At 63.1% G+C, this 11,829-nt stretch carries 10 protein-coding genes and 2 pseudogenes; 5 read left to right on the forward strand and 7 right to left on the reverse strand.

The features are described 5' to 3' along the window. Positions 1–33 precede the first annotated feature (33 nt). Positions 34–1,670 (forward strand): annotated as a pseudogene (locus A2G06_01230) (PBS lyase). Further along, positions 1,663–3,024, forward strand: coding sequence for a diguanylate phosphodiesterase (locus A2G06_01235; protein ANA39240.1), 1,362 nt, complete (start codon positions 1,663–1,665; stop codon positions 3,022–3,024). The pseudogene A2G06_01230 and the gene A2G06_01235 overlap by 8 nt, the downstream one beginning before the upstream one ends. Before the next feature lie 9 nt (positions 3,025–3,033). Here the strand turns inward: A2G06_01235 and A2G06_01240 are convergent, their stop codons facing one another. After that, the gene (locus A2G06_01240; protein ID ANA39241.1) at positions 3,034–3,615 is read right to left on the reverse strand and encodes a PBS lyase; all 582 of its coding nucleotides are present in this window, start codon (positions 3,613–3,615) and stop codon (positions 3,034–3,036) included. 106 nt (positions 3,616–3,721) lie between these two features. On the opposite strand from A2G06_01240, the gene A2G06_01245 reads away from it, so the two are divergent. Together A2G06_01245 and A2G06_01250 are read left to right on the forward strand one after the other, a co-directional pair. Further along, positions 3,722–4,054 carry a hypothetical protein gene (locus A2G06_01245; GenBank protein ID ANA39242.1) on the forward strand — a complete coding sequence of 111 codons (333 nt, stop codon included), beginning with the start codon at positions 3,722–3,724 and terminating at the stop codon, positions 4,052–4,054. 97 nt (positions 4,055–4,151) lie between these two features. After that, positions 4,152–5,132 (forward strand): 3-oxoacyl-ACP synthase, encoded by a 981-nt coding sequence (locus tag A2G06_01250; protein ANA39243.1) that lies wholly within the window; start codon positions 4,152–4,154, stop codon positions 5,130–5,132. On the opposite strand, the gene A2G06_01255 is transcribed toward A2G06_01250, so the two are convergent. Beyond that, positions 5,122–6,180, reverse strand: coding sequence for a chemotaxis protein CheR (locus tag A2G06_01255; protein ANA39244.1), 1,059 nt, complete (start codon positions 6,178–6,180; stop codon positions 5,122–5,124). The two genes, A2G06_01250 and A2G06_01255, sit on opposite strands and share 11 nt — an antisense overlap. Positions 6,181–6,238: 58 nt before the next feature. Here A2G06_01255 and A2G06_01260 point away from each other — a divergent pair, with 58 nt between their 5' ends. Continuing rightward, positions 6,239–6,571 carry a hypothetical protein gene (locus A2G06_01260; GenBank protein ID ANA39245.1) on the forward strand — a complete coding sequence of 111 codons (333 nt, stop codon included), beginning with the start codon at positions 6,239–6,241 and terminating at the stop codon, positions 6,569–6,571. Here the strand turns inward: A2G06_01260 and A2G06_01265 are convergent, their stop codons facing one another. The 5 genes and pseudogenes from A2G06_01265 to A2G06_01285 all read right to left on the reverse strand — a co-directional run bounded on the left by A2G06_01265 (position 6,572) and on the right by A2G06_01285 (position 11,800). After that, positions 6,572–7,660, reverse strand: coding sequence for a chemotaxis response regulator protein-glutamate methylesterase (locus tag A2G06_01265; protein ANA41560.1), 1,089 nt, complete (start codon positions 7,658–7,660; stop codon positions 6,572–6,574). A 6-nt stretch (positions 7,661–7,666) separates the two neighbouring features. Continuing rightward, positions 7,667–8,578: an HD family phosphohydrolase gene (locus A2G06_01270; protein ANA39246.1), complete on the reverse strand. Its 912-nt coding sequence runs from the start codon at positions 8,576–8,578 to the stop codon at positions 7,667–7,669. After that, positions 8,575–9,408 carry a chemotaxis protein CheR gene (locus A2G06_01275; protein ANA39247.1) on the reverse strand — a complete coding sequence of 278 codons (834 nt, stop codon included), beginning with the start codon at positions 9,406–9,408 and terminating at the stop codon, positions 8,575–8,577. Before A2G06_01275 ends, A2G06_01270 begins: the two co-directional genes overlap by 4 nt. 50 nt (positions 9,409–9,458) lie before the next feature. Then, positions 9,459–11,258, reverse strand: coding sequence for a chemotaxis protein CheA (locus A2G06_01280; protein ANA39248.1), 1,800 nt, complete (start codon positions 11,256–11,258; stop codon positions 9,459–9,461). 48 nt (positions 11,259–11,306) lie between these two features. Then, positions 11,307–11,800: pseudogene (locus A2G06_01285) on the reverse strand (chemotaxis protein CheW). Positions 11,801–11,829 lie beyond the last annotated feature (29 nt).

Below are 11,829 nucleotides of genomic sequence, written 5' to 3' on the forward strand. Positions count from 1 at the left end.
TCACATGTTATCGCTTGTCGACCCGGAGGGGTAATGGGAACACAGGGAGGGACCGCAACGGGCAGGCCTGCGGCAGGATCCGGTCAGTACGGGGTCGTGCTGGCCGAGCTCTATCGGGCGTTGAAGGCCCTGACGTTCTATCCGGAGGGGCATCCCCAGCGCGCCGAAGTCCTGGCGCGGGCCCATGCCGCGCTCCGTGGTTCCCTCTGGGGGCATGAGCTCGCGTTCGTCATCGGGAAGAGCGGTTTCACCACCTCGGAGGGGGGGGCCTTTGTGGAGCCGACAGCCATGACCCAGGCCCTTGCGCGGGAGTTGTTCATCCGGCGGGTGAAGCGGCTCACGATCCTGCCCGACCTCGGCGCGGCCGATCTTTCCCTCTTCATTACCCTTCTGGCCACGGATTATCGTGACATCCACGAGGCGGGAGGGATGGAGGCGCTCATGACCCAGCTCGGCCTGACGACCATCTGGGTCAACGAAATGGACCTTGACGAGATCCGGCGCAAACGGGCGGTTGTCGAACTCGCCCGCGCCGCGGCGGTCCACGACCGTGCCCCTGAGGAGGCGAAATCCACCGCCGAAGAGGTGGCGGCCCGGGGCGAGGCGCCCGAAGAGGGTCGGGAGGCGGGGGGGCCGCCGGAAGAGGGTCGACTGGAGGCGGAAGCCATAATCGACCGCATGGAGCGGGAAACAAGCGACGACCGGTACCGGGAGCTTGCCCGGCTACTGTCGACCCGCTGCGCGGAGCTCTGCGACCGGGGTGAGTTCGAGCGGATTCTGTGGGTGCTGATCAGCCTGCACCGGCAAGCGAAGAGCGAAGCGGCGAGCATCGCACGGCGGGGGTATGCCCTCCTTGCCTTCGAGAAGGCGGCCGGAGGCCCATGCTTCCGTTTCTCGTGGGGCGCCTGGAGGCGCGCGGGGAGGAGCGGGAACCCCTTGTCGACCTGTTCCGGGAGATCGGCGCGCCGGCGGTTGCCCTGCTGGTTGAGCGCCTCACGCTGGCAGAGAGCAGGAATGCCCGAAAGCTCATCATCGAGGCACTCGTTGCAATCGGTGCGGAGGCGGGGGGGCTCCTGGCCGAGCATCTTGCCGACAGCCGCTGGTACGTGGTGCGGAACGCGGCGGTCATCCTGGGCGAGATCGGTGATCCGGCAAGCGTCGGGCCCCTGCGGGCCTGTCTGGTGCATGCGGATGCGCGGGTGCGCCGGGAGACGCTCAGGAGCCTCGTCAAGATCGGCGGCGAACAGGCGGAAGAGGCGGTTATCGGCCTGCTCTCCGCAGAGGATGAACTGACGAAGCGTCATGCCGTCATCTCGCTCGGTCTCCTGAAGAGCCGCCGCGCGGTGGAGCCCCTCTGCGCCCTCATCGAGCGCCGCGACCCGTTTAAGCAATCACTAGCACTCAAGAGGGACGCCATCCAGGCCCTCGGTCGGATCGGAGACCGCCGGGCAGTACCGTATCTGCTCCGGCTGCTGGAGCACAGACCCTGGTTCGGCCGACGCCGCTGGGACGACATCCGGATGGCGGTGGTGGCTTCCTTGGCCCAGATCGGCGATCCGGCCGCCCTGGACCTGCTGAATGTGCTGACAATGCAAGGCGGCATGCTTGCAGTGGCCAGTGCCGATGCGGCAGAAGACATCCGGCGTCGGAGGGAGTCCGTTAATGATTAGGATTGCTCAGCCTCAGGCCCAGCGGTTCGTCCTTCTCCTGGCCGGCGCGGTGCGGGCGGTTTTGCTCTATCCCGGCTCCCATCCGGCAGTGGTGCAGCAGTTCACCCACCTGGGTGACCATGTGGCGGAGCTCCTCCGGGCATATCCCGAAGTCCGTATCGGCGTCATTGACGGGGTCTTTTTCTGTGAGAACCACCTGTTCTTCACGCCGACCGCCGCCGAGGAGGAGCTTGCCTCCCTGTTTACCAATCGCCACGTGGAGGCAGTCGCCTTCAGGGCCGGCGTGACCCCGCTGGAGATCGAGCGTTTCGTGGAGTTGCTGACCCGGCGCGAGTTCCTGGGAGAGCGGCTCGCTGCCGAGGTGCAGCGGGCGGGGATCGCTGCCATTTCGGTGGAGCTCGGCGGCAGTGGCGCCACCGAGGTTCCTTCTCCGGGGGATGAGGAGCACGACCCGGGCGCGACCTATCGCGAGGCCCTGCATGTGGTGACCGGTCTGTTCAGCGAGGTGGAAAAGGGGCGCCTTCCCAGTTCCGACAAACTGCGCGGGATTGTCGACCGCATGGCGACCATGATCATGCAGGATCGCGCCACGCTGCTCGGCCTTGCCATGATCAAGGATTACGACAACTACACCTTCCATCATAGCGTCAACGTCGGGATCCTTTCCATGTCGCTCGGCGCGGCCGCGGGGCTTCAGCGGGACGAGCTGGGAGAGCTCGGCATGGCCGGGTTTCTCCATGACGTGGGGAAAACGCGGGTGGAGAAAGCGATTCTCAATAAGCCCGGTCGGCTTTCGTCCGACGAGTACGAGCGCATGAAAAGGCATTCGGAGGAGGGGGCCCGGATCGTGGACGAGATGCCGGGAGTGGGAGAGCGAATCGCCCGGGCGGTGCTCGGCCATCATATCCGTTTCGACCGTGCCGGCTATCCCGAATCGGCCCGCGCCCTGGCCTTTGACCGGTTCTGTGACATCATAGCCGTTGCCGACTGTTATGATGCCATCACAACCCTGCGGGTCTACAAGTCGCCCCTCAATCCCAAGGACGCCCTCCTGAAGCTCAGGAGCCTCGCCGGCAGCCACCTGGACAGCGGCCTCGTGCAGGCGTTCACCGAGATGATGGGGCGTTTTCCCGTGGGAACGCTTGTTCGCCTCGATACCAATGAAGTGGCCGTGGTCTTCCGCCCCGACCCCAGCGCGGGCGAGCGCCCCGCGGTAAAGGTCGTGGCGGACCCGTCGGGCCGGTTGCTGGAACCGGCACCCGTGAGGGACCTGGCGCGGGAGACGGGCACGCGCATTGTTGCGGTCGTTGATCCGCTGATGACCGTCATTGATGTCAACCGCTATCTCGGCTGAACTTTGGGATCAATCGAGGGGAAGGGTGCCCAGGGCCTCGGCTGCCGCTGCACGGGTGGCCGGATGGGGAGAGGAGAGGAGAGAGAGGAGCTTTCCCTCATGGTCCGCCGAGCCGATGGTTCCGATTGCGCGGGCCGCCTCGGCATCGAGGAATCCGTCCCGGGCATCGAGGAACGGCAGGATAAGGCGAAGGGCCTCCGGGGTCCGGTATCTGCCCAGGGCCTCGATGGCTTTGGCCTGAACCGCAGCCGAGGGCTCGCGCAGGCATTCGGCGAGCAGAGGGAATGCCTGGGAAGATGCCAGGGCGCCGAGCATGTCGATGGCGGCGATCCGTATGTCCTCCTCAGGTCGCATGGCGCAGTACATGAGGGGGGTAAGCACACGTTCGCCACCGATCCTCCCCAGGGCGTAGATGGCTCGTATCTTGGCGCCGCGGTTGCCTTTTTTCAGTTGTTCGATAACTTCGGCAAAGCTGCCCGCACCCTCGATCCGCTCGATGGCCCTGGCCGCCGCCTCGCGAACCTCTTTGGCGGGGTCCTTCAGGAGTGCAATAAGTTCTTCGCGTCGTGTCATCGCAACCTGTGCCTTCATGTCAGGGCATTAGTACCAGAGTTGGAACAACTGAGCAATTGATATTACACCCGGGAATGGTGCCGCGCAAGGCCATGGATTCCCGGGTCCCGGAAGGAATGTTCCCATGAAGCTGAACATCAAGGCTGCGCTTCTCTCTGCGTTCGTGCTCCCCGGCCTCGGCCAGCTCAAAAACGGCCGGAGGGCCAAGGGGGGAATACTGCTCCTGCTGTCCAACGTGTTTCTTATCGGTGCCGTTTTCGTGGTCCTCAGGGGCTTGGGGCCGGTGCTCGTCAAGGCGAAGATCACGGGGGTCGTCGATGCCGGCGCCGTTACCGAAGCGATGGCATCAGGAGGGGCGGTTGCCATGGGGCTGCTCGCCTTTTTTGCCGCGGTCTGGTGCTATGCCGTTGTCGACGCCCTGTTCGACCGGGGCGACGACACGGATGCGGACGGTTAATTGTTTTGACATTTGCTCGTGAAATGTGAGATATTTCGAGGAATTATCAAGCAGCCCCGGTGTGGGCTTCCGTGTTTCACGGGGAGCGGAGAGTCTCATGTTTCATTCAATCATCCTTGCCACCGGCGGCCAGGTTCCCGAGCGGGTGGTCCCCAATTCCCATTTTTCATACCTGGTTGACGACGCCGACACGTGGATCCAGTCCCGAACCGGCATTCGGGAACGCCGGTTCGCCGCTCCCCACGAGGCCACGTCCGACCTGGCCACTGCCGCGGCCCTCAAGGCCCTTGACCGTGCCGGCTTGGGGGCAGGGGAGCTCGACTGCCTCATCGTGGCCACGTCCACGCCCGACATGTGTCTGCCGGCCACGGCATGCATGGTCCAGAAAAACATCGGCGCAGTGAATGCCTTTGCCTTTGATATGAATGCCGTCTGCAGCGGTTTCGTCTTCGGACTGGAAACGGCGGACAACTTCATCCGGTCCGGCAAATACGGGCGGATCATGGTGATCGGCGCCGACACCTACTCGAAGATTCTCGATTTTCAGGACCAGACCACCTGCCCCCTGTTCGGTGACGGCGCCGGCGCGGTCATTCTGGGAAGGACCACCGAGCGCACCGGTATCCTCCAGAGCGTCATCCGGAGCGACGGCGGCGGCTGGGAACTGATCCAGGTACCCTCGTCGGGGTCCCGCAAGCCGGTGACCGCCGAGACCATCGCCCTGAGGGAAAATTCCTTCCGCATGGCGGGCAAGCAGGTCTTTGTCTTTGCCACCGACGTAATCCCTCAGATTATCGAGGAAGTGACGGCCAAGGCCGGGGTGGCGGTGGCCGATCTGGACCACATCATTCCGCACCAGGCCAATTATCGGATCATCGACTTCATTTCCCGCAAGACCGGTATCCCCAAAGAACGTTTCCTCCTGAACCTGGATCGTTACGGCAACACGGCCGCCGCGTCGGTGGGGCTCGCGCTGGACGAATACCTGCGCAACGGCACTATCAAGCCGGGGGAACTCGTTCTCATGATGGGGTTCGGCGGCGGGCTTTCCTGGGGAGGGATCCTGATCAGGGTCTGACCCCGGCAACGCCCTCCCCGGCAGCGAGCACGGTGAGCCCCGCGTTGCGCAGCATCTCTTCCAGCATGGCTGCGGGGACCCGCCGTTTCCACCCCTCGTGGAACCGGTCGGCCGCCACAATGAGCCCGCCCGGAGCCAGGCGGGCCGCAAGTCGTGCGATCGCGCGCTCAAGCGTCTGCCGGTCGTGGAGGAACGGTCCTCCCAGAATGCCGTTGCAGAGAATCACGTCCCAGGCCCCATTCGTCGCCTCCCTGATATCCTCGCGCACGAACCCGATGGACGTCGCAGCTCCTGCGGCGAAAAGCGGCGCCGCAAAGCTCCGCAGGATTTCCCCGCGCCGTTGGTCGTGGGGGAAGAACGCGTGGCGGGCCGCAAAGAGCTCGATCTCTTCGAGGGAGCTGCCGAGCACGCGGAAGCGCTCCGGCGCAATTCCCGCATCCAGCAGGAGGCGGGCCAGGGCGTAGGTCCCTTCGCCACAGCCGCAGGCAGCGTCGAGCACGGAGAAGATACCCCGTTCAGGGGCGCCCCGCTGCCCGATCCATCGTTTCAGAAAGACGGTCTGGCCCGGGTAGCGGTCGAAACCGCCGCCGTATTGGCGGGGAATGAAAAGGGAAAAGACGAAGCCCGTGCGCCGTTCGCCATCCCCGGCCAACTGTTCGAGAAGCCGGGCCGGATTCGTCCGGGCCGCGGATGTGCCGAGCCGTTCGAGCAGGTCGAGCCATGAGCCGGCGGTCGTCAGGGGTGTCGCTTCCAGGAGCGGGGGAAACCGGAGCGCCAGCCTGAACAGTCGGACGAATGCCGGCCGGATTTCCGCGAGGGGGAGAAGGATGTCGGTCAGGGCACGCATCTCCCGCGTGACCACGAGTCCGCTGTCCCATATGCCGAAGGGATAGGTGTCGCAGTAGGTGCGGAACCGTTCCCGGAGGCGGGCGATGCGCCGGTCGAGATCGGCGTCGACGATGGGGCCGGAGACGAGAAGCCGTGACAGTTGGTTTGATGTCCCGACCGGATCGAAACATGGGTGGAGCGGGGCGTGGTGCGTGCTCATGGTTGGGGGATTCTAGCCGGCCCTGGCGCGTCTGTCCAGCGCACGACGGCTACCTGGGGTGAAAATGCTGCAACGGCTGTGGACATTCATTCTGGTGACGGCGTGGTGCCTCGTGCCGCCAGCCACGAAAAACGGCAGCCCCCGTGCAGGGACTGCCGCATCTGTCGGTTCTCGTGGTGCGGTGGGGGTGCGGACGGCTCTGGCTCCGCTGGCCCGTTTCCTTTCCTGCCCCGAAACAGGGGGCGACCGCAACGGAGAACTGTCGCTTTTTGTCCCCCACTGTCCGGCCCTGGCCGGACCGCTGCTGTTGTTCCGCCTCAAGCGGACCGGCTTCTCCCGGTGCCGTGCCCTGATTCGCGGGGGGGGTATCCTCCTCTCGGCGCGGCGCTGATCATCCTCCCAGGCGGGCGATCTCCGAACCGATCTGGGTGAGGGGAAGCACCGTGTCTGCGACGCCCCCTTCGATGCAAGCCCGCGGCATGCCGTAGATGGTGGAGGTGGCCTCGTCCTGGACGATGGTAATGCCACCCTTGCTTTTCAGGTGCTTCATCCCCTTGAACCCGTCGCTCCCCATGCCCGTAAGGATAACTCCCAAGGCTGATCCGTTGGTGGCGTCCGCCAGGGTGGTCATCATGTGGTCCACCGAGGGAATGTAGATGTACTGGGGACACTCGGCAGTGGAGAGCGTCCGTACCGCGATCGAGTTTCCCTGGCGAACCAGCGCCATGTGCCGGCCGCCCGGAGCAACAAGGACCACGCCGGGCTGGATGATGTCGCCGTCGTTTGCTTCCTTGATCTGGAGGGAGCACTTGCTGTTGAGCCGTTCGGCATAGGGTCCCGTGAATGCCTTGGGCATGTGGATGGCTACCACGATGCCGTGGGGGTAGTTGCCGGGGATGCGGCCCAGCACCTCCTGGAGCGCCACCGGACCGCCGGTGGAGGCGCCAATGCCCACGTAGTGGAACTTGCCGGTCAGGGCCTGCGAGGGGCGCGGAGCGGGCCGCACCTGCCGGGGGGGGGCAATGATCGTTCGGGGGGCCGAGGTGGTCATCGGCCTGCCGAAGATAGAGCTGGCAGCTCCCTTGACCTTGCGCAGCAACTCTTCCCGAAAGACTCGCTGGGCATCGGCGCTGTCGGTCACGTTTTTCGGGATGTAGTCGATGGCGCCTGCATCGAGGGCGTCAAAGGTGGCCTTGGCGCCCTCGCAGGTGAGGGTCGAGACCATCAGGACCCGTGTCGGGCACTTGGCCATGATCTGTTTGAGGGCGGAGATCCCGTCCAGCCGCGGCATCTCGATGTCCATGGTGATCAGATCCGGCCTCAGGGCCAGGGCCTTTTCCACCCCTTCCATCCCGTCAACGGCTATGCCGACCACCTCGATCGCCGGGTCCTTCTCGAGAACGCTCCGGATCACCATCCTCATGAAAGAAGAATCGTCGACGACCAGGACTCGCAGTTTTCGTGTCTGATTCTGAAGCATGCGCAATCACCCGTTCTTGAAGATATTACCTACCAACTCCCTGATCTCTTCCACCCGGTCATCCAGCTCATAGCAGAACCGCTCGATATCCAGTTCGGAGAGCCGTGAGCCGGAGCCCTGGAGCATTCCCCACGCCGGTTCGTCGGCCAAGGAGAAGCTTACCCATGCCTTGCCGCCATAGTCAAGCTGGCGTACGTTGCAGAAGAGGTCGGCCAGATTGACTATGGCGGTGAGTCGCGGGGCGTTCTTCGCCTCCTGGGGGGCGTGATGGTGGGCGATCACCTCGCAGTAATCATCGGGGAATCGCCATGCCCGGGCGATGCAGAGCCCGATTTCGCAGTGGGTCGTTCCCAGGAATTCCTCCTCGGCCTCCACGAGCCTGTGGGGCTTGTCGTTGATGGAGTCGACGATCTGCTGGAACTCATCCCGCATGTAGTAGCTGAGGAACACCTCGCCGATGTCGTGGATGATCCCACCGATGTACGCCTTTTCCGTGTCGTGGTAGCCCACCTTTTCCGCGATCATCCGGGCCACGATGCCGACGCCGAAGGAGTGCTCCCAGAACGGCTTGACGCCGAGGACGCCATCTTTCCCCTCGGAGCACTGGATAATGGAGCAGGTGAGGATGAACTCCCGGATATGCCGCAGCCCCAGATAGACCAGAGCCCCCTTGAGGGAGGTGATCTCGGTGGCCGGACGGTAGAGGGGCGAGTTCACCATCTTGAGAACCCTGGCGGCCATGACCTGGTCGGTCAGGACCAGTTCGGCCACATCGTCCACATCCACTTCGGGCTCGTCCAGGAGTGAAAGGACCTGAATGGCGACAGCGGGGATGGTGGGAAGATCAATCATCCCGCCGAGCAGTGCGGCCGCCTTTTCCATTTTGCTCGTTTCCACAGGTTCCGTACCACCTTTCATTTTTTGTAGGCAAATCCCCCGGGGAAATGAACCGTCTTGAACTTGTCGTTCACGCCATGCAGGGATTCTGACTGCCCGACAAAGAAATAGCCATAGGGCTGGAGGTTGTTGTAGAAGTGCTGAACCACCTTTGTCTTGGATGCCAGGTCGAAATAGATCAGCACGTTCGCGCAGAAAATGAAGTCAAAGCTCTTCATGAAGACCATTTTCGAGTCTTCGTAGAGATTCAGGTGGGAGAAGGAGACGAGCTTCTTCACGTCGGGCGACAGGAGAAATCTCCCGCCCGTTTCCTCCCTGAAGTATTTCTTGAGATAGAAATCGGGCGTATTGCGGACCGAATAGGCGTTGTAGATCCCTTCGCGGGCCTGGGCCAGGACCGATTCGCTGATGTCGGTGCCGACGATCTCGATGATCCAATCCTTGAGGATCGTCGAGCGCTTCTCCAGCATCATCATGGCCATGGTATAGGCCTCTTCGCCCGACGATGAGCCTGCGCTCCAGATGCGGATCTTGCGGAAGCCGATTTTCCCCTTGGTGGCGACGATCTCGGGGAGGAATACGTTTTCCAGGGCCTTGAGCTGGGGGGGATTGCGGAAGAAGCAGGTCTCGTTGGTGGTGATTTCGTTGAGCAGCTTGGTCAGCTCTTCGGTCTTGCCCATCCCTACCTTGAGGTGTCCCATGTATCCGTGGATGTCCGAGCATTTCGTCGCCTCGAGGCGCCGGGCAATGCGGCTTTCCAGAAAGTACTTCTTGCTGGCGTGAAAATACATGCCGCAGTGGTTGTATATGAAATCTCTGAGTAGTTCGAAATCCTTGTCCGAGAGTTTCACGGTGGTCCCTTCGTGCGTTCGGTTAGTTTGGAGTCCGGCTCGTTGCCCGCTCAGGCTGCGACTCGTCCGCCGCCGCTCCCGTCGCTGTTCTCGATGAGCCCGGCCGGGTCAATGATGAGGGTCACCCGCCCATCGCCCAGGATGGTGGAGCCGGCGATGCCGGGCAGGTTCGCCAGATACTTGCCCAGGGACTTGATGGCCACTTCCTGCTGGCCCAGAAGCCGCGACACGACGAGCCCCACCCGCTTCTCGGCAACCCCCACGACAACCACGTAGCATGAAGAGCGGTTCCGTTCGCCGGGGGCGATGTTGAAGATCCGCTGCAGCCGCATGAGGGGGAGCACCGAATCGCGCAGCTTGAGGACTTCCTGGCCGCCGATGGTGTGGAACTCCTTTTCGTCCACCCGGAGGGTTTCGAGGACCGCAGCCAGGGGGAGCGAATAGGTCTCATCCTCGACCTCAACCAGGAGCGACTGGATGATGGCCAGGGTCAGGGGGAGCTTGAGAATGAACTCAGACCCCCGTCCCAGCTCGCTTCTGATGTCGATGATGCCGTTGAGCTTCTTGATGTTGGTCCGGACCACGTCCATGCCGACGCCGCGCCCCGACAGGTCGGTTGCGTTCTCCTTGGTGGAGAAGCCCGGCAGGAAGATCAGGTCCAGCAGTTCGCGCTGGCCCATGGCTGCCAGTTGCTCGTCGGTGACGAGCCCCTTTTCTTTGGCCTTGCGGGCCACCTTGTCGGTGTCGACTCCCCGTCCGTCGTCCTTGATGCTGATGACGATCTGGTTCCCCTCGTGGGCCGCGGAGAGGATGAGCGTCCCCTTGCGGGGCTTGCCGGCGGCAACCCGCTCGTCGGGGGTCTCCAGGCCGTGGTCCATGGCGTTGCGGATCAGGTGGATGAGTGGATCGCCGATCTCGTCGACAACGGAACGGTCCAGTTCCGTTTCCTCGCCCAGTACCGTCAGGTCCACTTCCTTGCCCAGATCCCGGGCCAGGTTGCGGACGATGCGGGGGAACTTCTTGAAAACCTTTTCCACCGGGATCATCCGCATCTTGAGAACCTGCATCTGCAGTTCCGATGTGACGAAGCTGATCCGCTTGGAGAGCTTGGCGAATTCCTCGCCGAAGCTGGAGTCGCCGGATTCGCCCTGGAAGTCGGTGTTGAGCTGCATCATCCGGTTGCGTTCCAGGACCAGCTCACCCACCTGGTTCATGAGGTCGTCGAGCCGTTTGACATCGACCCGGACCGTCGAGTTGTCCGCGAGATCGTCGGCCTTCTTGTCGTCCTTAACCGGCGCTGGTGCGCTCTGGGGGCGCACGGCCGGTGCCGGTGCGGCTGCCTCCGGTGGCGGGGGAGGTGCCGTTTCCACGGGGGCTGACGCTTCCGGCGGCTGTTCGGCGGCCGGGGCGGTCTGGGACTGTGCCGCCGGGGCCTTGAGCACGGTCGCTTCCTTGGCGTTTTCCGACAGCAGAGGTATCAGCTTGCTGATGGTTCCGTCGGTCTCCCGGTCCACGATGTCGCCGCCCTTGATGTCCGCCACCAGGACCTTGACCAGGTCGACCGCCTCAAGGATGACATCCATGATCTCCGGGGTAACGGTCAGCTCGCCGCGCCGCAGGCGGTTGAGGACATCCTCCGTCTTGTGGGTCACCGTGACCAGCAGCTCGAACCCCAGGAAGCTCGACGCTCCCTTGACCGTATGGATGGAGCGGAAAATGCCGTTGAGCAGGTCCGCGTCCGACGGCGTCTTTTCCAGCGCCACCAGGTCGTCGTCGAGCTTTTCCAGAAGCTCGGTGGTTTCGGTCAGGAACCCTTCAAGCAGTTCCTGGTCTTCGCATTCAATCGCCATGTGCTGCTCCTCGCGAAAAGAAGTTGCCAGGTAATACGGGTAGTGCCGCTACATCATCCCGGAAAAGAGCCGGCGCTCGTCCTGGGTGATGAGCTTTTCCAGATCAAGGAAGAAGAGGAGTCGTTCGGTCTGGTTGATGACACCGGACAGGCATTCCTGCTCCACGGCACTGTTGACAACTGCCGGCGGCGGCTGGATTTCGCTCTCGGAGATGCGGATGACCTCGGAAACGGCATCGACGACGAACCCCATCAGTTCACCTTCCATGTCCATTACCATGATCCGGGTCTGGCTGCTGTTCTCCCCCTCCGGCAGGCCGAAGCGCTTGCGCATGGAGAGTATCGGGATCACCTTGCCCCGCAGGTTGATGACTCCCTCCACATAGTGAGGAGTGTTGGGGACGCGGGTAATGCTCGGCATCCGGATGATTTCTCTCACCTTGAGGACGTTTACCCCGTATTCCTCTTCCTCGAGCTTGAAGCTCACCAGTTGGATCAACTCGTTCCTGGTCTCATCGGCCTGGTCTGCAGTGCATTCTGCATCATCATCCTCCTTGGCTCGTCCGCGGCAA

Source organism: Geobacter anodireducens (genome assembly GCA_001628815.1).
Lineage (GTDB): Bacteria > Desulfobacterota > Desulfuromonadia > Geobacterales > Geobacteraceae > Geobacter > Geobacter anodireducens.